We start from the raw sequence: 25,777 nt of genomic DNA, 5'->3' as shown, positions 1-25,777 counted from the left end.
TGGGCTTGAAAGCTCGTCGGCTCGACTTCAGCCGAAGCGCGTGTCGGCCTGGCGCCTGAATTCGCTCGGCGTCATGCCCTTGATTTCAAGGAAACGCCGGTTGAAGTTGGCGACGTTGTTGAAGCCGACCTGATAGCAGATGTCGGTCACGTAGTGGTCGGTCTGCATCAGCAGATGGCAGGCGCTGTTGATGCGCACGCGGTTGACGAAGTCGGTAAAGCTGTTGCCGGTGGAGCGCCGGAAGAAGCGGCTGAAGCGGCTCTCGCTCATGCCGAGTTCGGCTGCCACGTCGGACATCGAGATGGACTCCGCCAGATTGGCAGTGATGCGGTTGACGATGCCGTTGATCTGGTCGACCTGCGCATCGCCATCGGCGCCCTGCGCGCCCTGCATCTGCACGCTCGACAGCAGCCGGTAGTCGGTGCATTGCGCCAGGTCGGCCATGAACTCGAAGAACAGGCCGAGCCGGCGCATGCCGCGCGCGGCCTTGATGTTGTCCCAATGCGTTTGCGCCTGCTGCGACATGCCGAAGAACTCGATGCCGTGCCGCGCTCGTTCGAACAGCTGCATCACCTCGCGCAGTTCGGGAATCTCCTCTGCCGCGCGTTCGATGGGCTCATGGCGGAATTGGATCACCCGGTCGCGCCCCGCGGCGCCGCCTTCGGGCACGTCGAGAGAGATCCAGTTGTGCGGCAGCCGCGGCCCGCAGAGCACCAAATGCCCGGGCTGGAACGGCCCGATCCAGTCGCCGATGAAGGCCTTGCCCGAGGTCTCGGTGATCAGGTGCAGTTCGTAGTCTTCATGGAAGTGCCATCGCACCAGCGGGCTCGGAAAACCATGCGCAAGGCATCGCACCAGGCCGGTTTCGGGTGCCTCGTAGCCCAGCGATGGGGAGCGCGCGATGTCGCGCTCAAGTTCGGGTTGGCGCTGACGGGGGATCGAGCGCTTGCGTGTGATCGTGGTCATGGCAGCACGGGGTCAGGACTGGGATAGGGCTGGCCCATTGTCTTGCTGCGCCAGTGTCGCGCGAACCGCTTCGAGCGTGGGTGGATCGGCCCCTTCGCGGGTGCAGTTCAGGGCGGCGGCCGTGGCCGCGAAGCGCATCACCTGACGCCAGGCTTCATCAGCAAGCTGGCCGAGTTGCGCCGGATGCTCGACGCCCTGCGCCAGCAGCGCGACCGAAAGGCCCGCCGTGAAGGTGTCGCCCGCGCCGATGGTGTCGACCACCTCGACGCGCGGCGCCGCCACGGTGAGCGGGTCGTGCCCCGTGCGCCAGAGCGTGGCGCCCGCGCCGCCGCGCGTGACGATCACCGCATGCGCGCCGGCTCGCAGGCACTCCGCCGCCAGTGCATCGACCGGCTGGCCCGGTGCCAGCAGTTCGGCATCTTCGTCGCTGAGCTTGACGAGGTCGGCCATGGCAAACCAGTCCATGACGCGCACGCGGTACTCCGCCATGTCGGGAATCAGGCTGGGCCGCACGTTGGGGTCGAACACGATCACGCGCCGCCCGGCGTTGGCTGTGACGAGGTCGGCGATGCGCGAGGCCGCCGGCTCCTGCAGCAAGGAGATGGAACCGAAATGGAGAAAGCGGCAGTCCGCCGGCAACTGCGGCAGCGGTTCGGGCGCCCAGGTGGCGTCGGCGCTGCCGCGCGTATAGAACGCATAGCGGTTGGTCTGCGGCGTGCGTTCTACAAAAGCCAGAGTCGACGGCGCATCGCTGCGCAAGATGAAGCTGGTGTCCACGCCGTTGCGTTCGAGAAAACGCAACAGCCGTTCGCCGAACAGGTCGTTCGACAGCTGGGTGAGAAAGCCGGTGGGTTCGCCCAGGCGCGCGCAGGCCACGGCGGTGTTGAGCGGCGAGCCGCCCTCGTGGCCCAGGAACGCGAGCGTGCCGGCTTCGCTGGCGGTGAAATCGATCAGGGCTTCGCCCGTGAGTGCAATGCGCATGGTTCTCGGATTCTCTTCTTTCAGGGCAAGGCGTGCGCGTCGGCCAGGAAGCCGCGCTCGGCGTCAAGCGTGGCAGGATGATCGAGCAGTTCGGCAAAAAGGCGCGGGGGAATCGTAATGGCCCCCACGCCCAGCTCCAGCAACGAAAGATACGCCTCGCGCGAGCGAATACTTGCCACAAGGAGGCGCGTGCCGGACGAGGGCCGCTGAGAGATCAGGCCCTGCATCTGTGCGATCAGCGCCAGCCCGTCGATGCCGGCATCTTCGAGCCGTCCCAGATAAGGCGCAGCATATGCGGCACCAAGTTGCGCTGCAAAGTGCGCTTGCTCAGGCGCATAGACGGCCGTCCACGTCACCGGCACGCCTTGCGCAATGAGCCGTGCGCCGGCATCGAGGCCCTGGCGCGTAGCGGGAATCTTCACGACCAACTGGCCCGGCTCGAAGTGCGACAGCAAGGCGCGCGCGTCTTCGAGCATGCCGTCTACCTCGCTCGAATACACCTGTGCCTGCACCTGACGGGCGCCCATCTCGATGCAGCGTTTCAGCAAGCCGGGCAATTCGTTGCGGCCGATGCCGGCGCGCCGCAGCAGCGTGGGATTGGTCGTCACGCCGTGCACAACCGGATGCGGCAAGCAGGTCTGCAGTTCGGCGATGTCGGCGCTGTCGAGGTACAGATGAAAATCTTGATTCATGGGTTGCACTGTGCAAAGGATTCGGAGCGCGTTTGTTCAGGGCGCGTGCACAGGCCACCGGGTACTGCTCTTCGCAACGCTCCCGCTGGCGGGGTGCCTTGCGCAGCGAAATAAAGGAGGAGGCCGCAGGCCGGGGGACATTCGCGGAGAAAGATACCCCGTCGGCGGGAGCGCGCCCTGAACGATCAACGCAAGACAAGCAGAAGCCTTTCATCTCAGCTCATGACGTTACCGCCATCGACATTCAAGGTCTGCGCCGTGATGTAGCGCGCCTCGTCGCTGGCTAAAAACACCGCCGCACCTGCAACGTCCGCCGGCAAGCCCATGCGGCCAAGCGGCACCTCCAGGCCCACACGGCGCTTCTTCTCGCCGGGCGGCAGGCCTTCGGCCTTGGCGAACAGGCTGTCGACATGGTCCCACATCGGCGTATCCACCACACCCGGTGCAATGCCGTTGACGCGAATGCCATGCGGCGCCATGGCCAGTGCGGCGCTCTGGGTGTAGCTGATGACCGCGGCCTTGGTAGCGCAGTAGTGCGACACCAGCGCCTCGCCGCGCCTCCCCGCCTGCGACGCCATGTTGATGACCGAGGCGCCCTGCGTGCCGGCCTCGACCATGTGGCGCAGCACGCCCTGCATCACGAAGAACATGCCCTTCACGTTGACGGCAAAGAGCTTGTCGAAGGATGCCTCGTCGCTGTCGAGCAGCGGCGCAAGGTCGAACACCGCGGCATTGTTGAACAGCGTGTGGATGGGCCCGAAGGCGACCTGCGCCTCGGCCAGCATGTGCGCGATGGCCTGCGTGTCGGTCACGTCGGCCGCGATGTAGGCGAGCTTGTCGGGATGGCTTTGCTGCAGCGCCCGCACCGCCTCGGGTGCCGCCGTCGCGCGGTCGACCACGCTGCAGCGCGCGCCCTCGGCAATGCAGGCTTCAGCCACGGCCAGACCGATGCCGCCACCGGCGCCGGTCAGCAGCACGTGGCGGTTCTTCAGACGTTCACTCATATCGTTGCTCCTGGATTCACAAAATTTTTCACGCGTCCGCTCGCACCGCGCACGGCGTCGACCAGCCGTACATCGCCCGCGATAGGGCCCCACAGTCCGGCGTCCGAACACAGAGCAAGCACTGGATCGGCGGCATCGCAGATGGCGTGCGCCACTACCTCGTCCATGCCCTGGTCCTGGTAGGCATAGGGCAATGCCCCGCGATGCCAGAGTTGCAGGAAGGCAAGGAACAACGCGGGCAACATCGCGACGCTGTCGATCGGCTGCCCCGCGGCAATCCGCTCGCGCACCGTGGGCGCGATGAAGCCCGGGATCTTCGAGAAACCGTCGGCCGCCACGCGCTGATTGGTGTCGCGGATCGCGGGGTTACCGAAACGGTCGAGCACCACGTCGCGGTAGGCCGCAAGGTCGATCGGGCTTGGGCTGAGGCACGGGACCACGTCCTCGGTCACATAGTCGTGGGCCATCTTTCGGATCGCCGCGTGGTGCGTGCCCTCGTGGATGAAGTCCAACCCGATCAGCGTGCCGGCCCAGGCGATGCAGCTGTGCGTGGCGTTGAGGATGCGGATCTTGGCCTCCTCGTAAGGCTGCACCGACTCGACCAGTTCCACGCCCACGCGGCCCCAGTCGGGACGGCCCGCTACGAAGTTGTCTTCGATCACCCACTGGATGAAGCTCTCGCCGGTGATCGCGGCCGCATCGTCGCGCCCGGTGGCAGCCTTCACGCGCGCGCGCAGTTCGGGCGGCGGGCGCGGCGTGATTCGGTCCACCATCGCGTTGGGACAAGCGGTGTTCGTCTGCACCCATGCGAGCAGTTCGGCATCGCCGGCACGCTCGATGAACTCGAGCAAGCCGGCACGAAAACGGTCGCCGTTGTGGCGCAGGTTGTCGCAGTTGAGGAGCGTCACGGCACCGGCCTCGGCGGCCTTGCGCGCGCGCAGGATCGCGCAGACGGCACCGTAGATGGTCATGCCCTCGCCACCCGCTTCGCCGCGGCGCGCGCGCTCGATGTCGGCCGCAAGATCGCCGAACGACAGGTCCAGCTTGCCTTTGGTCTCGAGGTAGTAGCCCGCCTCGGTCACGGTGAAGGACACGATGCGCGTGGACGGCGCCGCGCCGCGCGCGATGACCGCGGCCAGCGAGGGCTCCCATGGCAGCACTTCGCGAATGGCTTCGATCTGTTCGTAGCGGTACTCGCCCGCAGGCGACACGGTTTCGAGCGTGTAGCGTCCGCCCTGCGCCTGAAGGGCTGCAACAACATCCGCCATGTCGGGCCGGATGTTCGCGCCGGAGAGCGACCAGCGGGTGTCGCCCGCGTCGATCAACCGCTGAAGGTAGACGGCCTGGTGGGCGCGGTGGAACGACCCGAGTCCAAGGTGAAGCACCGTGAACTCCGAAAGAACCGGTGGAGTGGGCGCAAGAGGCGCTGCTGCAGGGGTCACGGGAAATGTCCGGAAGAAGAAAAGGAAAAATCAGGCGGAGACCGCGCGGCCTTCGCGGTTGAACAGATGCAGCACTGAGGGATCGAGTTCGACCGCCACGTCGTCGCCCGCATTGAGCGGCGTGCGCTCGTTCTGGCGCGCGATCAGTGGCACGCCGCCCACGTCGACGTGGATCAGCGTGTCGGCGCCGAGCGCTTCGATCAGCTCGACACGCCCCGGCACTCCCGCGGCAGCAGCCTGCTTCGGATGCACGCGCAGGCCTTCGGGCCGCACACCCAGGAAACCGTCGTTCGGCAGGCGCCCACCAGTGGCAGCGGAAAAACTCGGGATCGCGCTCGCTGCCACCATGTTCATCGACGGCATGCCGATGAACTGCGCGACGAACTGGTTGGCCGGATGGTCATAGAGTTCGAGCGGCGTGCCGACCTGTTCGATGAGACCGTCCCTGAGCACCACCACGCGGTCGGCCAGCGTCATGGCCTCGACCTGGTCGTGCGTCACGTAGATGGTGGTGGCGCCGAGCGACCGATGCAATTTGTGGATCTCGACGCGCGTGTTGCCGCGCAGCGCCGCATCGAGGTTGGACAGCGGCTCGTCGAACAGAAACACCTTGGGCGCGCGCACGATCGCGCGGCCGATGGCCACGCGCTGGCGCTGTCCGCCCGACAGGTCCTTGGGCGTGCGGTCCAGGTACTGCGTGAGGTTGAGCGTCTTGGCCGCGTGGTCGACTTTGGTCTTGATCTCGTCCTTCGACACGCCCGCGAGTTTGAGCGCGAAGGACATGTTGTCGTACACGCTCATGTGCGGATAGAGCGCGTAGCTCTGGAACACCATCGCCAGGTCGCGCTTGCCCGAAGGCGCCCAGGTGATGTCCTTGCCATCGAGCAGCAGGTTGCCGCTGGTGATCGGCTCGAGTCCCGCAATGAGGCGCAGCAGCGTCGACTTGCCGCAGCCCGAAGGCCCGACGAAGACGATGAACTCGCCCTTCTGGATCTCGAGGTCGACGCCCTTGATGATGTTGACGTCGCCGAAGCTCTTCTTGATGTCTTTGAGTTGCAGGTAGGCCATGAGATGTCTCCCTTTCTTTACTTGACGGCGCCGAAGGTCAGGCCTTGCACCAGTTGCTTCTGGCTGAACCAGCCGAACACGACGATGGGCGCGATGGCCATCAATGAGGCGGCGGACAACTTGGCCCAGAACAGGCCTTCGGGGCTGGAGTACGAGGCAATGAGCGTGGCCAGCGTGCCGGCCTTGGCCGAGCTGAGGTTGAGCGCCCAGAAGGCCTCGTTCCAGCTCAGCACCAGGCACAGGAGGCCGGTCGATGCCAGGCCGCCGACCGACAGCGGCAGCACGACGTGGCGGAACTCGGTCCACAGGGTCGCACCGTCCATGCGTGCGGCCTCGAGGATCTCGTTCGGAATGTCCTTGTAGGCGCTGTAGAGCATCCACACCATGATCGGCAGGTTCGACAGCGTGAACACGACCGTGAGCGCAGTGAGCGAATCCAGAAGGCCCGCAGTCTGCGCGAGCACGTAGATCGGCACCAGCGCGCCGACGGCCGGCATCATCTTGGTGGAGAGCATCCACATCAGGATGTCGCGCGTCTTCTTCGTGCGAAAGAATGCCATCGAGTACGCGGCGGGTGCCGCGATCAAGAGACCGATGATGGTCGAGCCCAGGCTGGTGATGAGCGAATTGCGCGCATACAGCAGGTAGTCGCTTCGGCGCTGCACTTCGCTGAAGTTACCGAGCGTGGGCTCGAAGATGAAGAGCGGCGGCACGTGGATGGCCTGCAGCTCGGTCTTGAAGGCCGTGAGAAACAGCCAGCCGAGCGGGAAGAACAGCAGCAGTGCCGCGGCCCACGCGCCCGCGGTGCGCAGCAGTTGCGGAAGGAAATTGCTGGGTTGCATGGTCGTTCCTTCAATCAAGGTTCTTGCCGATGATGCGGATCAGGAACACGGCCACGATGTTGGCCAGCACCACCGCGAACAGCGCACCGGCCGAAGCCACGCCGACGTCGAAATTCATCAGCGACTGCTTGAAGATCAGGTAGGTCATGTTGGTGCTCTCGTTGCCCGGGCCGCCATTGGTGGTGATGGCGATCTCGGCGAACACGCTGAGCAGAAAGATCATCTCGATCATGATCACCACCGCCATCGGCCGGCCGAGGTGCGGAATGGTCAGGTAGAAGAAGCGCTGGAATGCGCTCGCGCCGTCCATGCGCGCAGCTTCCATCTGCTCGCGGTCGAGCGACTGCAGCGAGGTGATGAAGATCAGGCAGGCAAACGGCAGCCACTGCCAGGCCACCATGATGATCACGGAGAGCAGCGGCACGTCGGTGAGCCAGTCGATGGGCTGCGCGCCGAAGAAGCGCCACACGTCGGCCAGGATGCCGTAGATGGGGTTCATCATCATGTGCTTCCACAGCAGCGCATTGACTGCGGGCATGACGAAGAACGGCGAGATGAGCAGCACCCGCACGATGCCGCGGCCCGGAAAGGGCTCGTTCACAAGCAGTGCGAGAAGCACGCCGAACACCACCGTGATGACGATCACGCTGCCGATCAAAAGCAACGTGTTCCAGGTCGCGGGCCAGAAGTCCGGATCGGTGACGAAGTAGTGAAAGTTCTCGATGCCCGCGAACGTGCGCTCGCCGGGTTGCATGAGGTTGTAGTTCACGAACGAGAAGTACAACGTCATCGCAAGCGGCACGATCATCCACAGGAAGAGCGTGAGCACGGCGGGCGCCATCAGGGCCCGGGGCAGGAGTCGGTTCATGAGGAAATTCCTTCTCGTAGTCTCTGGCTCCTTCCCCCTCTGGGGGAAGGCAGGGATGGGGGCTCCCGGATCAAGCGCTGCGGTGATTGGTGCGCCGCTTGCCCCCACCCCAACCCTCCCCCGGGAGGGGAGGGAGTAAGAAAACCAGGCTTACTTGTAGTACCCGGCCTTCTTCATCTCGCGCTCTGCCGCCGTCTGCGAGGTCTTCAACGCCTGGTCGACCGTGACCTTGCCCGACAGCGCCGCGCTCATCTGCTGCCCCACCGCCACGCCGATGGCCTGGAACTCGGGAATGGCCGCGTACTGCACGCCGACATACGGCGACTTGGGCAGCGTGCTGTCGCTGAGGTTGGCGGTGTCGATGGCCTTCTTCTCTGCCGCGGCGAACTTGGCGAGCTTCTGGAACTCGGGGTTCGCGTAGGTCGACTTGCGCGTGCCGGTGGGCACCGTGGCCCAGCCGTGCTCCTTGGCGACCAGGTTGACGTACTCCTTGGAGGTTGCCCACTTCACGAAGGTCTGCGCGGCCGCGCCCTTGGTCGAGCTGGCGGGAATGGCCAGGTTCCAGGTCCACAGCCAGTTGGCGCCCTTGGGCGTGACAGCAACGGGTGCTTGCGCGAAGGCCACCTTGTCGGCCACCTTCGACTGCTTCGGGTCGCTAATGAACGAGGCGGCGATGGTGGCGTCCACCCACATGCCGCACTTGCCTTCGTTGAAGAGGGCCAGGTTCTCGTTGAAGCTGTTGGCCGAGGCGCCCGGCGGGCCGTAGGCCTTCATCAGGTCGACGTAGAAGTTGATCGCGTCTTTCCAGGGCTTGGTGTCGATCTGCGGCTTCCATTGCATGTCGAACCACTGGCCGCCGTTGGTGTTGACCAGCGTGGTCAGGAACGCCATGTTGTCGCCCCAGCCCGGCTTGCCCCGCAGGCACATGCCGTACACGCCGGCCTTCGGATCGTGGATCTTGCCGGCCAGCTCCTTCACCTGCGCCCAGGTGGGCTGCTCGGGCATCTGAAAGCCGACCTTGTCGGCCAGGTCCTTGCGGTACATGAGCATCGAGCTCTCGCCGTAGAACGGCGCGGCGTAGAGCTTGCCTTCATACGACAAGCCGGCGCGAATGGCGGGCAGCAGGTCGTCGGCGTCATAGGCGGCATCGGTGGCAATGGGCTGGAGCCAGCCCTTCTTCGACCAGATCGGCGCTTCGTACAGGCCGATGGTCATCACGTCGAACTGGCCGCCCTTGGTGGCGATGTCGGTCGTCACGCGCTGGCGCAGCGTGCCTTCTTCGAGCGTCACCCACTTGAGCTTGATGTCGGGGTTGGCTTTTTCGAAGAAGGGGGTAAGCTTCTGCATCTCGATCATGTGGCCGTTGTTGACGGTCGCAATCACGAGTTCAGTGGCGGCGTGGGACAGGAGCCCCGTACCGGCGAGTGCGAGGACGAGGCCCGCTTTCAGAAAACGCTTCATGTTGTCTCCTAGAGGTGAGCGACGCCCTCTTGTCGGGTCGCCGTGGCCTGAATTCTGGAGAAACGCGCTTGCGGCTTTGGTACTGCACCGGGCAGTGATAGTACTTTCATGCACTGATTGGCTAGGATATTCCCTAGTTAACGCAATACAGCATGTAAGAAGCCATGAAAAAGGGCCGCTTGCGCGGCCCTTGATGATTGCCCCCGCGCGCAGCAGGCGCTGCGCCAAGCTTGAGCTTCAGGTGGCAGGCACCCCGTGCGGGTTGCTCTCCGGCTGCGATGGCTGCACGTAGAAATAGATCAGCACCAGGTTGACGAGCGGAATGATCATCAGCAGCTGGAGCCAGCCGCTCTTGCCGATGTCGTGCAGGCGGCGCGCGCCCACGGCCAGCGCGGGCAGCAAGAAGCCCAGCGCCGCGATGACGTACACGTACTGGTGGATCAGGCTCGCCACGATGAGAACGATGAGCTCGGCCAGCACGAACCACCAGTACTCCGAACGCGACGCACGCCCATTGAAATCGGCGTATTTGCTGAAACAGGTCTTGACCGCTGTTTGAAAGTCCATTGATCGACTCCTCATGATTGTTCCCAGGGAAACTTCCCCGGGCTGATCATATCGGCGGGTCTTTCAACTGCAAATTCGGCCATTGGTTCTCAAACCAACGGCCTATTGCCTCGCACTTCAGAGACTCAGGCCCGGCTACCCAGCCGTTTCAGCAGGCCCGCCGTCGATGCGTCGAGCCCCGTGATGTCGCCGGAGGCCAGCCGCGGCTCGATGTCTTTCGCGAGCACCTTGCCCAGCTCCACGCCCCACTGGTCGAAGCTGTTGATGCCCCACAGCGCGCCGCTGGTGAACACGCGGTGCTCGTACAGCGCGAGAAAGGCGCCGAGGGATTCGGGCGTGAGCTTGTCGAACACGAAGAAAGTGCTCGGCCGGTTGCCCGGAAAATTCTTGTGGCCGCCGGCGTCGAGCTTGCCGACCATCAGCGCCTGCGCCTGCGCGAGTGCATTGGCCAGCAGCTTGGGGTGGTGGCCGTCCAGGTCGTGGGCCGCATCGCGCACCGCCACGAATTCGAGCGGAATCACGTCGGTGCCCTGGTGCAGCATCTGGAAGTAGGCGTGCTGTCCGTTGGTGCCGGGTTCGCCCCAGAGCACGGGCGAGGTGCCCAGGCTGGCGGGCAGCGGCGCACCGCTGGCATCGACCTGCTTGCCGTTGCTCTCCATCTCGAGCTGCTGCATATAAGCCGGCAGGCGCTTCAAGGCACTGTGGTACGGCGCGATGCCGCGGCTCGTGAAGCCGTGGAAATTGCGGTACCAGACGTCGAGCAGGCCGAGGCGCACCGGGAGGTTCTGCGCCAGCGGCGCGGTGCGAAAGTGCTCGTCCATGGCGTGCGCGCCCGCCAGCAACCGGCGAAAGCCTTCGGCGCCGATGGCCAGAGCAATCGGCAGGCCGATGGCCGACCAGAGCGAATAGCGGCCGCCCACCCAGTCCCAGAAGCCGAAGGTGGTGTCGATGCCGAATTGCTTCGCGGCCTCCACATTGGTGGTGAGCGCTGCGAAGTGGCCGGCAATGTCGGTGCCGCCCGACTGCTCGTACCAGCGCCGGGCCGAGAGCGCATTGGCCATGGTCTCGGCGGTGGTGAAGGTCTTGGACGCGATCAGGAACAGCGTGTGCTCGGGCGCCAGGTCACGCAGCACGCCGGCCAGCTCATGGCCGTCGACGTTCGAGACGAAATGAAAGCGCTTGCCCGGCGCCGCAAACTCGGCCAGCGCGAGCACCGCCATCTGCGGCCCGAGGTCGGAGCCGCCGATGCCGATGTTGACCACGTCGGTGATGGTGTGGTCGCTGCGCACCGTCTCGGCGTAGGCCAGCATTGCGTCGAGCGTGGCATGCACTTCGCGCAGTTCGGCCGCGGTGTTGCCCACTGCGGCGCCGGCCGGTGCGCGCAGCAGCGTGTGCAGCACGGCGCGGTCTTCGGTGTTGTTGATGTGCTCGCCGACAAACATGGCGTCGCGGTGCGCCTCCAGGCCGCACTCAGTCGCCAGCGCGAGCAGCAGTTCTTCGGTGCGCGCGTCGATCAGGTTCTTCGACAGGTCGGCAAAGACATGCGGAGCCTCCTGGCTGAAGCGCTCGAAGCGCCCCGCGTCATCAACGAACGCGTGGCGCACGTCGAATTGGCGGCCCGCGGTCTCGAAGTAACTCTGCAGTTGAGCCCAGGCGGGCGCGCGGTCGCAGCGAAGGGTCATGGCCATATTTACTTGCCGCTTTCCTGCATGAGTTTTTCGAGCTTCACGGCGTCGGCCGCGAAGGCGCGGATTCCCTCGGCCAGCTTCTCGGTGGCCATGGCGTCTTCATTGAGCGCAAAGCGGAAGCCCGCCTCGTCGTAGCTCAGCTTCTCCATGGTGGCGGCAGCGGCGGCTTTCTTCGCGTCGAGCGCGTGCTCGAGCGGCGCGTCGTTCGCGGCCAGTTCGGCCAGGAGCTCCGGGCTGATGGTCAGCAGGTCGCAGCCGGCCAGGGCCTGGATCTGTCCCACATTGCGGAAGCTCGCGCCCATCACCTCGGTCTTGATGCCGTGTTGCTTGTAGTAGTTGAAGATTTCGCGCACCGACTTGACGCCCGGATCGTTCACGCCCGCGCTGGTGGCCTCGTCCCATATGGCGCCGGCCGACTTCTTGTACCAGTCGTAGATGCGGCCCACGAAGGGCGAAATGAGCTGCACGCCGGCCTCGGCACAGGCAACCGCCTGCGCGAACGAGAACAGCAGCGTCAAATTGGTGCGGATGCCCTTCTGCTCGAGCGCACGTGCCGCCTGGATGCCTTCCCACGTCGAGGCCACCTTGATCAACAGACGCTTGCCCGTGTCGATGCCTTCGGCCTTGTAGAGCGCCACAATGCGCTCGCCGCGCGCAATGGTGGCGGCGGTGTCGAACGAGAGGCGGGCGTCGACCTCGGTCGACACGCGGCCCGGAATGATCGAAAGGATTTCGGCGCCGAAGCGCACCAGCAGGCGGTCGATGACCTCGTCCAGCGGCTTGCCCGCATGCTTCTTGACAGCTTCGTCGAGCAGCGGCCGGTATTCGGGCTTCTGCACTGCCTTCAGGATGAGCGACGGATTGGTGGTCGCGTCCTGCGGCTTGGAAATGGCGAGTTGCTTGAAGTCACCGGTGTCGGCGACCACGGTGGTCCATTGGCGGAGAGCATCGAGTTGATTCATGTCGAAGATTATCCTGTGCGGGTGATGACAAGTCCTGCACGCAATTGCGCTGGGGCCGATGTTTTCATGCGCACCGTAGCACGGGTTTTCACCGCGCTGCATCGGCCTGTAACCGGCCGTGTCGTGCGCCGGCCGCCCTGCCCTACAAATGCTGTGGTCCGCCGCTGACGACAGCGTTTCCGTCGGCCGGCTAGCCTGCGGCTTCCCGTCTTGATGCTTTCGACCACAGGAGTCCTCTTCCATGCCTTGCCGACGTCGCACCGCAGCGCCCAGCGCTGCTGCAAACCGCGCGCCTTTCGACGACCGCCGCACCAGCGCCGCCATCGGCACGCTGGCCACCGCCTTCGTTGTCGGCGGCGTGGCAACCTGGATCGCCTTGGGCGCGGGGCGCACCGCGCGTGCGCAGCTGGTCGGCCCCGCCGACGGGGCGCCGCTGATGCGCGCGCCACTGCAGGTGGTGGCGCCTGTCGATATCCAGCGCTATGCCGGCATCTGGCACGAACAGGCCCGCTTGCCAAACCGCTTCCAGAAGCAGTGCGCCGGCCCGGTCACCGCCGAGTACCTCCCCCAGCCCGACGGCATGGTGCAGGTGCTCAACCGCTGCGTGCGCCCCGATGGCAACTTCGACGAGGCAGTAGGCACGGCCCGCGTCGTGCCGGTCGCGGGCCAGCCCGGGGCAGGCCGGCTCGAAGTGCGCTTTGCGCCGTCATGGCTTGGCTGGCTGCCGATGGTGTGGGGCGACTACTGGATCCTGAAGCTCGACCGCGACTATCAGGTGGCGCTGGTCGGCACGCCCGACCGCGAATACCTGTGGGTTCTTTCGCGCGCGCCGCGCCTGGAAGACGACGCGCTGCAGGCCGAACTGGACTACGCCGCCAGCCTCGGGTTCGACACATCCAAGGTGGTGCTCACCGGCCGATAGACGAAACAGCTGGCAGATAGCGCGCCAGCTGCACCGCCAGTGCGGCGGGGTGGGTGCAATGGATGGCATGCCAGCCGAAGGCGCGCGCGGCCTCCACGTTGGCGGCCGAATCGTCGATGAACACCGTTTGCTGCGGATCGAGCGCATGGCGCACCGCCAGCAGTTCGTAGATTTCGCGATTCGGCTTGATGAACTTCACGTCGCCCGAGAAGACACCGCCATCGAAACGCCGCATGAACGCGTGCCGGCGCTCGAGGGCGCGTGCATACGGCGAAGGCATGTTCGAGAGGTAATAGAGGCGCAGCGCCTCGCCGGCATCGCGCCGCGCGAACAGGCCTTCGAGCAGGTCGACGGTGACGGGAATCGGCTCCAGGCGCTCGCCCAGGTTGCCAAGCATGTCGTCGAGCCGCGCAGCCGGAAGCGAGAGCCGCTGGGCCATGCGCGCAATGGCGTCTTCGAGCGAGCGCGTGCCGCAGTCGAAGCACATCCAGTCGTCATGGTGAAAAAGCGCCCGGCCCAGCGCCGCGGCGACAAGCTCAGTGGGGGCGTGTTCGGGAAGATGGGCCTGCACCAGCTGGGTGGGCTCCCATGCCAGCAGCACAGCGCCAAGATCGAAAACCACGTTCATGGCGCCATTGTTTCATGCGCCGGGCACCACGCTGACCCCGTGCGCCGCCAGCGACAGCGTGGCCTGCGCGCCCGCGGCAAGGGGGCGCGAAAGATCGGTCGACACCACGAAGACGGGCCCGAGCGACGTGTCGAAGCCGTATTCGTAGAAGCTGCCGAGGTAGGCCGCCTTGCGCAGCGTGGCGGCGAGCCCGCCGGCCGCGTCGGCGGCACCGATTTCCCAGGCTTCGGGTCGCACCGCCACTTTCACCGTGCCGGGTGCCACCGCATAGCGCGGCTGCAGGCGCAGCGGCCCGAGCACCACGCTGCCGTCGGCCTGTGCAATGGCCGGAAACACCATCGCCTCGCCCATGAAGCCGGCGACGAATTCGCTCTCGGGCCGGCCGTAGAGTTGCTCGGGCGTGCCGCGCTGGGCGATCACGCCGTGGTCCATGACGATGATCTGGTCGCTCACGGCCAGGGCCTCGCTCTGGTCGTGCGTCACATAGGCCACCGTGAGTTTCAGCCGCTGCTGGAGCGCGCGGATTTCCTCGCGCATTTCGCGCCGCAAGCGGGCGTCGAGGTTCGAGAGCGGCTCGTCGAACAGCAGCACCGCGGGCTCCAGCACCAGCGCGCGCGCCAGTGCCACACGTTGCTGCTGGCCGCCCGAAAGTTCGCTGGGCAGGCGCTCGTCGAAGCCGACCAGTCCCACGCCCTTGAGCGCATCGCGCGCTCGCGACGTGGCTTCGTCTTTTTTCACGCCGCTCATGCGCAGGCCGTAGCCCACGTTTTCGATCACATTCATGTGCGGGAACAGCGCGTAGCTCTGAAACATCATGCTCACGTTGCGCTCGGCCGGGCCCAGCGTTGTGACGTCGCGCCCACCCATCAGAATCGCGCCCGAGGTCGGCGATTCGAGCCCCGCGATCATGCGCAGCGTGGTCGTCTTGCCGCAGCCCGAAGGACCCAGGATGGTGGTGAGCGTGCCCACCGGCACCTCGAAGCTGATGCCCTTGACCGCCAGGGGCCCGTTCTTGTCGGTGCCGTAGCGCTTGGTGACGTTGCGGAATTCGATGCCGTTGCTCATGTGTTCTTTTCCCGATCAATGCACCACGGGCGCGGCCACCATCGGCACGCCCGCCTTGCGCCGCCCCAGCTTGCGCTCCCCGACCACCCACTGCACCAGCGCAATCGCCAGCGACATCAGGATCATGAGCACCGTGCAGTAGGCCAGCGCAATGCCGTAGTCGCCGTTGCCGACGCGGCCGATGATGTAGGTGGTGGCCAGTTCATTCTCGGCCGTGACCAGGAAGATCACCGCGCTCACCGTCGTCATGGCCCGCACGAAGCTGTAGACCAGCGCGGCCACCAGCGCGGGCTTCAGGAGCGGCAGCACCACCTTGAAAAGCGTCTGCGAGGTGGAAGCCCGCAGCATCAGCGAGGCTTCGTCGAGAGACCGGTCGAGCTGCTTGAAAGCCGCCGTGCCGGCCCGCACGCCCACCGGCAGGTTCCGGAACATGAAGCACAGCACGATGATGAGCCCAGTGCCCGTGAGTTCGAACGGCGGCACGTTGAAGGCCAGGATGTAGCTCACGCCCAGCACCGTGCCCGGAATGGCAAAAGCCAGCAGCGCACCGAACTCGAAAACGCCCTGCCCCTTGAACTCATTGCGCGCCAGCAGCCAGGCAATGAGCAACCCGAGCGCCGCGGTGATCGGTGCCGAGATGCCCGCGAGCTTGAGCGTGGTGATCAGCGAATTCCACGCCGTGCCGGCCCAGACCAGGCCGAACTGCCCCCACTCGAGAGAAAAGGCGTTCTTGAAGTGATTGAGCGTGAAGCTGTAGTCGCGCCCCCAGGTCTGCACGAAGCCGCCCGCGAAGGCGAACAGGTAGACCACGGCAGTGAACGCGATCCACGGCAATGCAATGCACTGGATGGTGCGGCGCACGCCGTCGGGCAGGGCCATTGCAATGCCTGCATCGCCCTTGCCGCTCACGGTGGTGTAGTTCTGCTTGCCGAGCACGCCACGCTGCAGCGCGAAAACGCCGAGCGCGAAGATCGTCAGCACCCACGCCAGCGAGGCCGCGCGGCCCTGGTCGTACTGCGCGCCGACAATGGCAAAGAAGATGTCGGTCGACAGCACCGAGAACTGGCCGCCCACCACCACAGGGTTGCCGAAGTCCGCAATGCTCTCGATGAAACCCACCAGAAAGGCATTGGCCAGCCCCGGCTTCAAGAGCGGCAGCGTGATGGTGAAGAAGGTGCGGCGCCGGTCGGCGCGCAGCATCTGCGCGGCCTCTTCCAGGCTGGGCGCAATGCCCTGCACCACGCCGCGCATGATCATGAAGGCGATGGGCGTGAAGGCGAAGAGCTGCGCCACCAGCACGCCCGGCATGCCGTAGAACCAGCGCGTCGGCTCGATGCCGAACGCGTTTTCGAGCAGCTGATTGACGATGCCCGCGCGGCCGAACAGCAAGATGAGCCCCAGGCCCACGACGAAGGGCGGCGTGATGATCGGCAGCAGCGCTAGCACCCGCAAGGCGCCCTGCCCGCGCTTGCTCCCGCGCTCGGCCATGAGGGCCATCAGCGTGCCCAAGAAGGTGGTGCCGGCGGCGGTCAGCAAGGCCAGCACCAGCGTGTTCCATGCCACTCCGCAGCGCACCCCGCCTGCAACGCAGCCCAGCCCCCAGATGCGTTCGGTGAACACGCGAGCGGCGAAGGCCGTGATCGACCATTGCCCCTCTTCATTGAAGAATGCACCGGCCAGCGCCTTGCTCACCGGGTAAGCGATGAACAGCGCCATCAGCACGCCGCAGCCGATGACCGCCGCAGCCACGAACAGGTCGCCCTTGAACAGCCCGAGCCGCGCAATGCCGAAGGCCGCCAGCAGCGTGAGCGCGGTGAGCGCCATGAAGCCACCCGCGCCGATGCCGAACTGATTGACGGCCAGCTCGCCGAACTGCGTGTTGAGTGCCGCGAAGCTCCATCCGCGCGCGCCGATGGCAAAGCCTGCAACGGCAAGGCCAATGGCGCCGATGGCTCCGCCCGCCAGCAGCCAGCGCCCCTGCGCGCGGCCGGCCGGCAGCCAGGCGCCGACGGCGCACATCGCCAGCCCCGCAAGGCCGATGAAGAGCCAGCTGCGGCCTTGCGTGGCCGCCTGCATCAGCCCGTTGGCACCCTCGGCCTGGCCGAACACCTGCGGAACGGCCTCGTACCAGCTCGAATCCTGGATCGCATACCAGGGCAGCAGGAGATAGGCCGCGAAGCCAAGCGCCACCCAGGCCCAGATCCAGCGCTGCGACCGCCGGGCCGAGGCCACAGCGGCCGGATTGACCGGCACGGCGCCGGCGACGACGGTGCCCACTTAGCGCGGCAGCGAGTTGACGTCTTTTTCCCAGCGCGCAATCAGGCGCCGACGCTCGGCGCTGGCGCCGTACTTGGCGTAGTCGTAATTGATGAACTTGATCTTCTTGAAGTCCGGGATGCGCGGATCGAGCTTGGCGGTCGAGTTGCTCGGCAGCTGGAACTGCTTGTTGGCGGCGCCGAGTTCCTGCGCGCTGGGCGTCAGCGCCCATTCATAGAACTTCTTTGCGGCCTCGAGGTTGCGGGCGCCCTTGATGATGCTCATGGAGCCGATCTCCGCGCCGGTGCCATCGCTGGGCGTGATGGTCTCGACCGGGAAACCCTGCATCTTCTCGCCCGGGCCGTCATGCACGAAGCTGATCGACACCGCCGTTTCGCCGCGCGCCACCGCCTTGATGGGGCCGGTGCCCGAGCGGGTGTACTGCCCCACGTTCTTGTGCAGCGCCTTCAGGTAGTCGAAGGCCTTGTCTTCACCCATGAGCTGCACCAGCGTGGCGATCATGGTGTAGGCAGTTCCGCTCGACGCAGGGTTGGCCACCTGGATATCACCCTTGTATTCGGGCTTGAGCAGGTCGGCCCACGTCTTGGGCACCGGCAGCTTCTTCTTGGCAAGCAGCTCGGGGTTGTAGCCGAAGCCCAGCGGCCCCGAGTAGATGCCCACGGTCTTGTAGCCCGACTGCTTGGCCTGCTGCTGGGCCCAGGGATGGAGCTGCGCCAGCGTGGGCGACTTGTATTCGAGCGTGAGGCCTTGTTCGGCCGCCTGCAGATGCGGATCGCCAGTGCCACCGAACCAGACATCGGTCTTGGGGTTGTCCTTCTCGGCGATGAGCTGGGCCAGCGCCTCGCCCGAGCCCTTGAGCGACATGTTGATGCGGGTGCCGGTGGTGCGCGCATACACGGTGGCAATCACGTTGCACCATTCGGCCTGGACCGAGCAGATGACATTCACGGTGCCCTGGGCCGATGCAGCGGCCGACAAACCCAGCAAGGCTGCTGCAGCAAATAGCTTCTTCATGTGAAAACCTCGCCTCCAAACAAAAATAGGCCTCTCGGCCGGGGTGGAGCGTAGCTTTCGTACAGGTTTCATGAATCGGTACAAGTACCATTCGGTTGAAACAGAGAGCCCCTCGGCACCAAGACAAAAGGAAATTCGACTCATGAGCTTCGATCTCGTTCTGTTCGGCGGTACTGGCGACCTTGCATGGCGCAAGCTGATGCCCGCGCTGTTCCAGGCCTTCAGGCACGGCAGCCTGCCGCCAGACGGACGCATCGTCGGCGTGGCGCGGGACGACCTCTCGGACGACCAGTACCGCGAACTGATCCAGTCGCGCTTCAATGCGGTCGAAGGCGCCAAGCGGCCGTCCGCCGAAGAGTTCGAGAAGTTCGCCTCGATGCTCTACTACCTGCGCATGGACCTGTCCAAGCCGGCCGACTACACGCGGCTTGCCGACCTGCTGAAGCAGCGCAACGCCGACACGGTGGTGATGTACGTGGCCACGGCGCCGGCGCTCTTCACCCAGGTGGTGGAGCAGATTGCCGCGGCGGGGCTCAACGGCCCATCGACGCGAGTGGTGCTCGAGAAGCCGCTGGGCCATGACCTGGCGTCCAACCGCGCCATCAATGCCGCGGTGTGCAAGGTGCTCGAGGAGAAGCAGGTCTTCCGCATCGACCACTACCTGGGCAAGCCTTCGGTGCAGAACCTGTTTGCCATGCGTTTCGGCAATGCGCTGTTCGAGCCGATCTGGCGCCGCGAGCACATCGCCAACATCCAGATCACCATTGCGGAAGACCTGGGCGTGGAGAAGCGAGGCGCCTTCTACGACCAGACCGGCGCGCTGCGCGACATGGTGCAGAACCATGCGCTGCAACTGGTCTGCGCCATCGGCATGGAGCCGCCGATCAACTCGCATGCCGATGCCATCCGCGACGAGAAGCTCAAGGTGCTGCGCGCGCTCAAGCCCTGGACGCCCGAAACACTGGGCTTGCATGCCATTCGCGGGCAGTACACGGCGGGCACTGCCTACGGCGAGCGCGTACCGGGCTACAGGGACGAACCCGGTGTCGACCCCGAGAGCCGGACCGAGACCTTCGTGGCGCTGCGCACCGAAATCGCCAACTGGCGGTGGGCCGGCGTGCCGCTCTACATTCGCACCGGCAAGCGGCTCGCGTCGCGCGATGCGCGCATCGAGGTCAACTTCAGGCCCACGCCGCACGCGATCTATCGCGCGCCTTCAGGGGCAGTCAACAAGCTGGTGATCAACCTCCAACCCAAGGACGGCCTGGAGCTTCACATGCTCGCTCAGGCGCAGGACAACCGCCAGCGCAACGGCCACAGCGCCGCGCAGCTGGCGCCGGTGCAGCTCGACCTGGACTTCGACAAGCGCTTTGGCGCCGAACGCGTGGGCGCCTACGAGCGGCTGCTGCTCGATGTGATCGACGGCCGGTTGAACCTGTTCGTGCGCAGCGACGAGCAGGAAGAAGCCTGGCGCTGGGTCGAGCCGCTGATCGACAGCTGGGCGTCTGACGGCGGACCGCGGCCGTACGCCGCAGGCACCTGGGGCCCTAGCGCATCGAGCGCGATGATTGCGCGCGACGGCTTCTCCTGGGGCGAGGAGCAGTAGGCCGTCAACCAAATTGCAGGCAGCGCATGCTCAGCGTGCCTGACTGAAAGCCCTCGTAGACGGTCTTCGGGCGTTCGCCCGCTCCGGCGGCACCCAGCGCATAGAGAAACGGAAAGTAGTGGTCCGGCATGGCGACCGCGGTGGCGGCGCCTTCGAGCTTTTCGTAGGCGATCAGTGCCCGGTCGTCCCGGCCCGCCAACGCAGCCTTCACTGCATCGTCGAACGATTGCGCCCACGGCCGGCTGGCCCTGAGCCCATCGGGCGTGCCGCGGTCTGTGGCGCGGAGGTTGTGCACCACGTTGCCGCTGCCCATCACGAGCACGCCCTTGTCGCGCAGCGCCGCAAGGTCACGGCCGACGGCATAGTGAAAAGTCGCCGGCTTGTCGTAGTCGATGCTGAGCTGGAAAACGGGAATGTCGGCCTTCGGGTAGAGGTGCTTGAGCACTGTCCAGGTTCCGTGGTCCAGGCCCCACTGTTCCGTGCCGATCACCGAGGTCTGCCGCACCGCGCCCAAGGCTTCGCGCGCCAGTGTTGGATGGCCGGGCGCCGGATACTCGACGTCGAAAAGCGCCTGCGGAAAGCCACCGAAATCGTGGATCGTCTTCGGCCGCTCCTGCATTCCAACGCCGGTGGCGCCACGGCTCAGCCAATGGGCTGAAACGCTCAGGATCGCCGAGGGCCGCGGAAGCTCCCTGCCCCATGCGGACAGCCGGCGCGTGAAGGCGTTGTCGGCCAGCGCGTTCATGGGCGAGCCGTGGCCGATGAAGATGGCCGGCATCCGCTGCGAAGGAGCACCGGCGGCGGCGTGCGGCAACGAACACAGCGAGGCCAGCGTTGCGGTCGCCCCGAGCGCGGAGCCCATGAGAAAGCCTCGGCGGCCGAGTTCCGGCCGAATCGTGTGGCTGCTGTCTGTGCCGTCCGCGCGTGGGGGCTTCTTCATCGTCATCATCACCGCACTCTGCACCGGTTTCCCGCGCGCCTCAGTGCGTTTGCGCACGCTTTTCAGCCGATGCGCCCTTCTTCCACCGCATGGCAGGCCACCTGCACGCCCTTGATGCTCAACAGCTTCGGCCGCTCGGCCGAGCAGCGTGCATTCGCATGCGGGCAGCGCGGATGAAATGCGCAACCGGTCGGCGGATTCAATGGATTCGGCACCTCGCCCTGCACCGGCGTGCGCGAGCGGCCGGTGTGCTTCATCTGCGGAATCGCGTCGAGCAGCATGCGCGTGTACGGATGCTGCGGCTCGGCGAAGAGCTTCTGCTTGTCGGCTACCTCGACCAGACGGCCGAGATACATCACGCCGACCTGGTCGGCCACGTGCCGCACCACCGCGAGGTTGTGCGAAATGAAGAGATAGGTCAGGCCCCGCTGGCGCTGCAGATCCTTCATGATGTTGAGCACCTGCGCCTGCACGCTGACGTCGAGCGCGGAGGTGGGCTCGTCGCACACCAGGAACTCGGGCTCCGTGGCGAGCGCGCGCGCGATCGAGATGCGCTGGCGCTGGCCGCCCGAGAACTGGTGCGGGTACTTGCTCATGTCCAGCGGCGAAAGGCCGACGGACTTGAGCAGCTCGCCCACACGCTCGCGCAGCTCGGCCTTGTCCTTGAGGATGCCGTGCTCGCGCAGCGGCTCGCCGATGATGTCCTCGACGATCCAGCGCGGGTTGAGGCTCGCGTAAGGGTCCTGGAAAATCATCTGGATGCGGCGGCGCAGCTTGCGGCCTTCGGGGGTCTTGAACGCGGCATGCGCGTCCTGGCCGTCGAACTGCAGCCCGCCGCGCGTCGGTGCATAGAGGCCGACCAAGAGGCGCGCCACCGTGCTCTTGCCGCAGCCCGATTCGCCCACCAGCGCCAGCGTCTTGCCGCGCTCGATGGAAAAGCTCACGCCATCCACCGCGTGCAGCAGCACGCGCGGCTTGCGTTCGAGCACGCGGTTGAGCCAGGGCGGCGAGACGTCGAAGGTGCGGGCCAGGTCGTGGGCGACCACGAGTGGCTCGCCCTCTGGGGTTTTACGGGGTTCGATCACGGCGCTCATCGGGTCACCTCGGCGAGCGGTGCGGCTGCATCGGGCGTAGCGCGTTCGCCGGCACGCTGCGCATCCTGGTGCCGCGCCGCGAGTTCGGCCTGGCCTCGGTGCGGATCGGCGGCGTCGTGCAGCCAGCAGGCGGCGCGCGTGGCGCCCGCGTGCATGAGTTCGGGCCGTTCGTCCAAACAGCGTGCAAAGGTGCGCGGGCAGCGCGGGTTGTAGGCACAGCCCTTCGGAATGGCATTGAGCCGCGGCATCGCACCGTCGATCTGGTTGAGCCGTTCGCGGTCGCTCGTCATGTCGGGAATCGACGCCATCAGGCCGGAGGTGTAGGGATGCGCCGGCTGGTGGATCACTTCGTGCACGGGGCCGATCTCGGCGATGCGGCCCGCGTACATCACGGCCACGCGGTCGCAGGTTTCGGCGATCACGCCCATGTCGTGCGTGATCAGCATCACCGCGGCCCCGCGCTCCTTGCAGATGCGCTTGAGCAGCTGGATGATCTGTGCCTGGATCGACACGTCGAGCGCGGTGGTCGGCTCGTCGGCCACGATGAGCTTGGGCTCGGCTGCGAGCGCCAGAGCAATCACCACGCGCTGGCGCATGCCGCCCGAAAACTGGTGCGGAAAATGGTCGATGCGCTGCTCGGCGGCCGGAATGCCGGTGTCCTGCAGCAGACTGATGGCGCGGCGCCGTGCCTCGGCGTCAGTCACCGGCAGATGGGCGCGGATGGTTTCCACCAGCTGCCGGCCGACGGTGTAGAGCGGGTTCAGCGAAGTCAGCGGGTCTTGAAAGATCGCGCCGATCTTGCGGCCACGGATGGGGCGCATTGCATCGAAACCCAAGTTGTCGATGCGCTGGCCTTCGAGAATGATTTCCCCACTGGCTACGCGGCCCGGCGGTTCGAGCAAGCCGATGATGGCCGCACCGGTGAGCGACTTGCCCGCACCCGACTCACCGACCACGCCCAAAATTTCGCCGGGTGCGATGTCGAATGAAATGCCGTCGAGCGCACGCAGCGTGCCGCGGCGGTGCGGAAACTCGACGACGAGATTTTTGACCTGGAGCAGCGTCATGGTGGCGTTGTCCTTTTTCTTTCAGCGCAGGCGCGGGTTCAGCGCATCGCGCAGCCAGTCGCCGAGCAGGTTCACGCTGAGCGCGATCAGCACCAGCATCAGGCCCGGGAACACGGTGATCCACCATTCGCCCGAGAACAGGTACTGGTTGCCGATGCTGATCAGCGTTCCCAGCGAAGGAGATGTCGGCGGCACGCCAACGCCGAGGAACGACAAGGTCGCCTCGGTGATGATGGCCGTTGCCACCTGGATGGTGGCGAGCACCATCACCGGCCCCATCACGTTGGGCAGCACGTGGCGCAGCATGATGCGCAGCGGCGCCACGCCGGTCACGCGCGCGGCCTGCACGTATTCCTTGTTGCGCTCCACCAGCGTGGAGCCGCGCACCGTGCGCGCGTACTGCACCCAGCCGGTCAGCGAGATGGAGATGATGAGCACGCCGAAGGCCAACGACTCATGCGCATTGGGGAACAACGCGCGGCCGACACCGGCGATGAGCAGCGCCACCAGAATGGGCGGGAACGACAGCATCACGTCGCACAGGCGCATGAGGAACGAGTCGAGCCAGCCGCCGAGAAAACCGGCGAGCAGGCCGAGCACCACGCCGACCGTGATCGACAGCATCACCGACACGATGCCGACGATCAGCGAGATGCGCGCGCCATAGATCACGGCCGAGAGAATGTCGCGGCCCTGGTCGTCGGTGCCGAGCAGGTATTTGGAGGAGCCTTCGGCGCTCCACGCGGGCGGCAGGCGCGCATCGCCCAGTTCGAGCGTTGCAAGGTCGAACGGATTGTGCGGCGAGACCCATCCTGCAAAGACCGCGCAGAACAGGCAAGCCAGCGCAATGAGCGCCGCCGCCATCGCGACGGGCGAGGTGCGAAAGCTGTAGCCGACATCGCTGTCGAGCCAGCGGGCAAGTGTTTTTTTCATCGTGAGAAAAAAGGATGGGCCCGCAAGAAGCGGGCCCAGGATCGAGCCACTCAGGCCGCCCATCGGCGGGCGGCCGACGGGATCACGGCTTGATGCTCATCCACTTGAAGGGCATGTAGTTGTCGGCCATCTGCGTCAGCGCCACCTTCTTGCTGACGCCCCAGGCGAGCGCCTGCTGATGCAGCGGCAGGTGGCCGACGTCCGCGGCGTGCAGTTCGAAGGCTTCCTTGATCATCGCGTCGCGCTTGGGCTTGTCGGTTTCCGACTGGATCTTCTTGGTCAGCTCGTCCACCTTGGGATTGCAGTAGGCCCCCAGGTTGAACTGGCCGGCACCGGTCTTGTCGTCAGGGCATGCCGTCAGCGCGGTCAGCGCGTTGTGCGAGTCGTAGGTGGTCGGGGTCCAGCCCAGCAGGTAGAAGCTGGTGTCGCGGCGCAGGATCTTGGGGAAGTAGGTGCCCTTGGTTTCCGCGGCGAGGTTGATCTTGACGCCGATCTTTGCGAGGTTGGAAGCCACGCTCTGGCAGATCTGGCCGTCGTTCACGTAGCGGTCGTTCGGGCAGTTCATCGTCACCTCGAAGCCACTCGGATAGCCGGCTTCGGCCAGCAGCTTCTTGGCAGCCTCGACGTCGTAGGGCAGGCGCTTGTCCTGCGCTTCGGTCCAGCCGTTGATGCCGGGGCCCACCATCAGGGCGGTGGGACGCGAGGCCCCGCGCATCACGGTGCGCTGGATGCCGACGATGTCGATGGCCTGGTAGAAGGCCTGGCGCACCCGCTTGTCCTTGAACGGGTTCTTGCCCTTGACGCTCGAGTACAACAGCTCGTCGCGCTTCTGGTCCATGCCCAGGAAGATGGTGCGCAGCTCGGGACCGGAAATGACGCGTGCATTGGGGCTGGCGTTGATGCGCGCCACGTCCTGCACCGGCACGGGTTCCATCACGTCGATTTCGCCGGACACGAGGGCCGCGACGCGGGTGGCCGGGTTGGCAATGGGCGTGAAGACGATCTCTTGCGCATTGCCTTCGATCTTGCCCCAGTAGGTGGGATTGCGGACGAACACCGTGCGCACGTTGGGCTGGCGCTCACGCACGCGGAACGGGCCCGTGCCGTTGGCCTTGAACGAGGCCGTGTTCTCGATGCCCTTGCGGCGGTCGACCGGGGTGACGGCCTTGTTCTCTTCGCACCACTTCTTGCTCATGATCATGAGCTGGGTGATGACGTCGGGAAGGATGGGGAACGGACCCTTGGTCTCGATCTCGATGGTGTGGGCGTCGACCTTGCGCACTTCCTTGATGTCGGTGGTGTTCGACTTCATGTCGGAGCCTTCGCCGGCGGCGCGGGCAAAGCTGAAGAGCACGTCGTCGGCGGTGAAAGGCGTGCCGTCGTGGAACTGGACGTTCTTGCGCAGTTCGAAGCGCCAGACGGTGGGCGAGGTCTGCTTCCAACTGGTGGCCAGCAGTGGCGCAACGCTCAGATCCTTGTTGCGGCCGACCAGCGTTTCATAGACGTTGGCGGTGGTGCTGAGCTGCAGCGATTCATTGAGCGAATGCGGGTCGAGCGACAGCGCATCTCCCTGGTTCGCGATGCGGATGGTCTGCGCACCGGCCAAGAGGCTGGTAGCGCCCAGCACGCACAAAACTGCGACCGCGGCCGCCTTCTTCTTCTGGAAACTCATTGGGAACACTCCTCGGGT

23 protein-coding genes are annotated in these 25,777 nt (G+C 65.7%); 2 read left to right on the top strand and 21 right to left on the bottom strand.

The window, feature by feature from the left end; all coding sequences use genetic code 11:
- Positions 1–27 precede the first annotated feature (27 nt).
- The 12 genes from BLR24_RS19400 to tal form a co-directional block, all read right to left on the bottom strand.
- A complete protein-coding gene (locus BLR24_RS19400; protein WP_093019843.1) occupies positions 28–966 on the bottom strand; it encodes an AraC family transcriptional regulator in 939 nt (312 codons plus the stop codon).
- A 12-nt stretch (positions 967–978) separates the two neighbouring features.
- Positions 979–1,947, bottom strand: coding sequence for a carbohydrate kinase family protein (locus tag BLR24_RS19395; RefSeq protein WP_093019841.1), 969 nt, complete (start codon positions 1,945–1,947; stop codon positions 979–981).
- Between the two features lie 20 nt (positions 1,948–1,967).
- Complete coding sequence (locus tag BLR24_RS19390; protein ID WP_093019839.1) at positions 1,968–2,639, bottom strand: transaldolase family protein; 672 nt, start codon at positions 2,637–2,639, stop codon at positions 1,968–1,970.
- A gap of 215 nt (positions 2,640–2,854) precedes the next feature.
- Entirely contained in the window at positions 2,855–3,643 is a 789-nt protein-coding gene (locus tag BLR24_RS19385; protein WP_093019837.1) for an L-iditol 2-dehydrogenase, read from the bottom strand.
- Positions 3,640–5,028, bottom strand: a complete 1,389-nt coding sequence (gene dalD / locus BLR24_RS19380) for a D-arabinitol 4-dehydrogenase (RefSeq protein WP_093019835.1) — start codon at positions 5,026–5,028, stop codon at positions 3,640–3,642. Before dalD ends, BLR24_RS19385 begins: the two co-directional genes overlap by 4 nt.
- A gap of 87 nt (positions 5,029–5,115) precedes the next feature.
- On the bottom strand, positions 5,116–6,153 hold the full coding sequence (locus BLR24_RS19375) for an ABC transporter ATP-binding protein (protein ID WP_093019833.1): 1,038 nt from the start codon (positions 6,151–6,153) through the stop codon (positions 5,116–5,118).
- Between the two features lie 17 nt (positions 6,154–6,170).
- Positions 6,171–6,995, bottom strand: a complete 825-nt coding sequence (locus BLR24_RS19370) for a carbohydrate ABC transporter permease (RefSeq protein ID WP_093019831.1) — start codon at positions 6,993–6,995, stop codon at positions 6,171–6,173.
- Positions 6,996–7,005: 10 nt separating this feature from the next.
- A complete protein-coding gene (locus BLR24_RS19365) occupies positions 7,006–7,863 on the bottom strand; it encodes a carbohydrate ABC transporter permease (RefSeq protein ID WP_093019829.1) in 858 nt (285 codons plus the stop codon).
- 150 nt (positions 7,864–8,013) lie between these two features.
- Positions 8,014–9,324: an ABC transporter substrate-binding protein gene (locus BLR24_RS19360; RefSeq protein WP_093019827.1), complete on the bottom strand. Its 1,311-nt coding sequence runs from the start codon at positions 9,322–9,324 to the stop codon at positions 8,014–8,016.
- Between the two features lie 237 nt (positions 9,325–9,561).
- Positions 9,562–9,891, bottom strand: a complete 330-nt coding sequence (locus tag BLR24_RS19355; RefSeq protein WP_093019825.1) for a DUF805 domain-containing protein — start codon at positions 9,889–9,891, stop codon at positions 9,562–9,564.
- 125 nt (positions 9,892–10,016) lie between these two features.
- Entirely contained in the window at positions 10,017–11,579 is a 1,563-nt protein-coding gene (pgi, locus tag BLR24_RS19350; RefSeq protein ID WP_093019823.1) for a glucose-6-phosphate isomerase, read from the bottom strand.
- 2 nt (positions 11,580–11,581) lie between these two features.
- On the bottom strand, positions 11,582–12,541 hold the full coding sequence (gene tal / locus BLR24_RS19345) for a transaldolase (protein WP_093019821.1): 960 nt from the start codon (positions 12,539–12,541) through the stop codon (positions 11,582–11,584).
- A gap of 241 nt (positions 12,542–12,782) precedes the next feature.
- Here tal and BLR24_RS19340 point away from each other — a divergent pair, with 241 nt between their 5' ends.
- Complete coding sequence (locus BLR24_RS19340; protein ID WP_093019819.1) at positions 12,783–13,463, top strand: lipocalin family protein; 681 nt, start codon at positions 12,783–12,785, stop codon at positions 13,461–13,463.
- Here the strand turns inward: BLR24_RS19340 and BLR24_RS19335 are convergent.
- The 4 genes from BLR24_RS19335 to BLR24_RS19320 are packed head-to-tail and all read right to left on the bottom strand — an operon-like array spanning position 13,450 to position 18,447.
- A complete protein-coding gene (locus tag BLR24_RS19335) occupies positions 13,450–14,091 on the bottom strand; it encodes an HAD family hydrolase (RefSeq protein WP_093019817.1) in 642 nt (213 codons plus the stop codon). The two genes, BLR24_RS19340 and BLR24_RS19335, sit on opposite strands and share 14 nt — an antisense overlap.
- Positions 14,092–14,103: 12 nt before the next feature.
- Positions 14,104–15,156: an ABC transporter ATP-binding protein gene (locus tag BLR24_RS19330; RefSeq protein ID WP_093019815.1), complete on the bottom strand. Its 1,053-nt coding sequence runs from the start codon at positions 15,154–15,156 to the stop codon at positions 14,104–14,106.
- Between the two features lie 15 nt (positions 15,157–15,171).
- Positions 15,172–17,409, bottom strand: a complete 2,238-nt coding sequence (locus BLR24_RS19325) for an ABC transporter permease (RefSeq protein WP_175543313.1) — start codon at positions 17,407–17,409, stop codon at positions 15,172–15,174.
- Positions 17,410–17,433: 24 nt separating this feature from the next.
- On the bottom strand, positions 17,434–18,447 hold the full coding sequence (locus BLR24_RS19320; RefSeq protein WP_093019811.1) for an ABC transporter substrate-binding protein: 1,014 nt from the start codon (positions 18,445–18,447) through the stop codon (positions 17,434–17,436).
- Positions 18,448–18,589: 142 nt separating this feature from the next.
- On the opposite strand from BLR24_RS19320, the gene zwf reads away from it, so the two are divergent.
- Positions 18,590–20,053: a glucose-6-phosphate dehydrogenase gene (zwf, locus tag BLR24_RS19315; RefSeq protein WP_093019809.1), complete on the top strand. Its 1,464-nt coding sequence runs from the start codon at positions 18,590–18,592 to the stop codon at positions 20,051–20,053.
- 4 nt (positions 20,054–20,057) lie between these two features.
- Here zwf and ygiD read toward each other — a convergent pair whose 3' ends face one another.
- The 5 genes from ygiD to BLR24_RS19290 form a co-directional block, all read right to left on the bottom strand.
- Positions 20,058–20,993, bottom strand: coding sequence for a 4,5-DOPA-extradiol-dioxygenase (gene ygiD, locus BLR24_RS19310; RefSeq protein ID WP_368086196.1), 936 nt, complete (start codon positions 20,991–20,993; stop codon positions 20,058–20,060).
- A 62-nt stretch (positions 20,994–21,055) separates the two neighbouring features.
- Positions 21,056–22,087 (bottom strand): ABC transporter ATP-binding protein, encoded by a 1,032-nt coding sequence (locus tag BLR24_RS19305; RefSeq protein ID WP_093019807.1) that lies wholly within the window; start codon positions 22,085–22,087, stop codon positions 21,056–21,058.
- A complete protein-coding gene (locus tag BLR24_RS19300; RefSeq protein WP_093019805.1) occupies positions 22,084–23,154 on the bottom strand; it encodes an ABC transporter ATP-binding protein in 1,071 nt (356 codons plus the stop codon). Before BLR24_RS19300 ends, BLR24_RS19305 begins: the two co-directional genes overlap by 4 nt.
- A gap of 21 nt (positions 23,155–23,175) precedes the next feature.
- The gene (locus BLR24_RS19295; RefSeq protein ID WP_055802303.1) at positions 23,176–24,087 is read right to left on the bottom strand and encodes an ABC transporter permease; all 912 of its coding nucleotides are present in this window, start codon (positions 24,085–24,087) and stop codon (positions 23,176–23,178) included.
- A gap of 82 nt (positions 24,088–24,169) precedes the next feature.
- Complete coding sequence (locus BLR24_RS19290; RefSeq protein ID WP_093019803.1) at positions 24,170–25,759, bottom strand: ABC transporter substrate-binding protein; 1,590 nt, start codon at positions 25,757–25,759, stop codon at positions 24,170–24,172.
- Between the last annotated feature and the right edge of the window lie 18 nt (positions 25,760–25,777).

The organism is Variovorax sp. OV700 (assembly GCF_900099805.1).
Taxonomy (GTDB): domain Bacteria; phylum Pseudomonadota; class Gammaproteobacteria; order Burkholderiales; family Burkholderiaceae_C; genus Variovorax.
This window is presented reverse-complemented; position numbering and strand designations above follow the sequence as displayed.

Bases quoted from the DNA above. Each gene is read 5' to 3' on its own strand.
- BLR24_RS19400 (WP_093019843.1), bottom strand. From the start codon at position 966: ATGACCACGATCACACGCAAGCGCTCGATCCCCCGTCAGCGCCAACCC.
- BLR24_RS19395 (WP_093019841.1), bottom strand. From the start codon at position 1,947: ATGCGCATTGCACTCACGGGCGAAGCCCTGATCGATTTCACCGCCAGC.
- BLR24_RS19390 (WP_093019839.1), bottom strand. From the start codon at position 2,639: ATGAATCAAGATTTTCATCTGTACCTCGACAGCGCCGACATCGCCGAA.
- BLR24_RS19385 (WP_093019837.1), bottom strand. From the start codon at position 3,643: ATGAGTGAACGTCTGAAGAACCGCCACGTGCTGCTGACCGGCGCCGGT.
- BLR24_RS19375 (WP_093019833.1), bottom strand. From the start codon at position 6,153: ATGGCCTACCTGCAACTCAAAGACATCAAGAAGAGCTTCGGCGACGTC.
- BLR24_RS19370 (WP_093019831.1), bottom strand. From the start codon at position 6,995: ATGCAACCCAGCAATTTCCTTCCGCAACTGCTGCGCACCGCGGGCGCG.
- BLR24_RS19365 (WP_093019829.1), bottom strand. From the start codon at position 7,863: ATGAACCGACTCCTGCCCCGGGCCCTGATGGCGCCCGCCGTGCTCACG.
- BLR24_RS19360 (WP_093019827.1), bottom strand. From the start codon at position 9,324: ATGAAGCGTTTTCTGAAAGCGGGCCTCGTCCTCGCACTCGCCGGTACG.
- BLR24_RS19355 (WP_093019825.1), bottom strand. From the start codon at position 9,891: ATGGACTTTCAAACAGCGGTCAAGACCTGTTTCAGCAAATACGCCGAT.
- pgi (WP_093019823.1), bottom strand. From the start codon at position 11,579: ATGGCCATGACCCTTCGCTGCGACCGCGCGCCCGCCTGGGCTCAACTG.
- tal (WP_093019821.1), bottom strand. From the start codon at position 12,541: ATGAATCAACTCGATGCTCTCCGCCAATGGACCACCGTGGTCGCCGAC.
- BLR24_RS19340 (WP_093019819.1), top strand. From the start codon at position 12,783: ATGCCTTGCCGACGTCGCACCGCAGCGCCCAGCGCTGCTGCAAACCGC.
- BLR24_RS19335 (WP_093019817.1), bottom strand. From the start codon at position 14,091: ATGAACGTGGTTTTCGATCTTGGCGCTGTGCTGCTGGCATGGGAGCCC.
- BLR24_RS19330 (WP_093019815.1), bottom strand. From the start codon at position 15,156: ATGAGCAACGGCATCGAATTCCGCAACGTCACCAAGCGCTACGGCACC.
- BLR24_RS19320 (WP_093019811.1), bottom strand. From the start codon at position 18,447: ATGAAGAAGCTATTTGCTGCAGCAGCCTTGCTGGGTTTGTCGGCCGCT.
- zwf (WP_093019809.1), top strand. From the start codon at position 18,590: ATGAGCTTCGATCTCGTTCTGTTCGGCGGTACTGGCGACCTTGCATGG.
- ygiD (WP_368086196.1), bottom strand. From the start codon at position 20,993: ATGAAGAAGCCCCCACGCGCGGACGGCACAGACAGCAGCCACACGATT.
- BLR24_RS19305 (WP_093019807.1), bottom strand. From the start codon at position 22,087: ATGAGCGCCGTGATCGAACCCCGTAAAACCCCAGAGGGCGAGCCACTC.
- BLR24_RS19300 (WP_093019805.1), bottom strand. From the start codon at position 23,154: ATGACGCTGCTCCAGGTCAAAAATCTCGTCGTCGAGTTTCCGCACCGC.
- BLR24_RS19295 (WP_055802303.1), bottom strand. From the start codon at position 24,087: ATGAAAAAAACACTTGCCCGCTGGCTCGACAGCGATGTCGGCTACAGC.
- BLR24_RS19290 (WP_093019803.1), bottom strand. From the start codon at position 25,759: ATGAGTTTCCAGAAGAAGAAGGCGGCCGCGGTCGCAGTTTTGTGCGTG.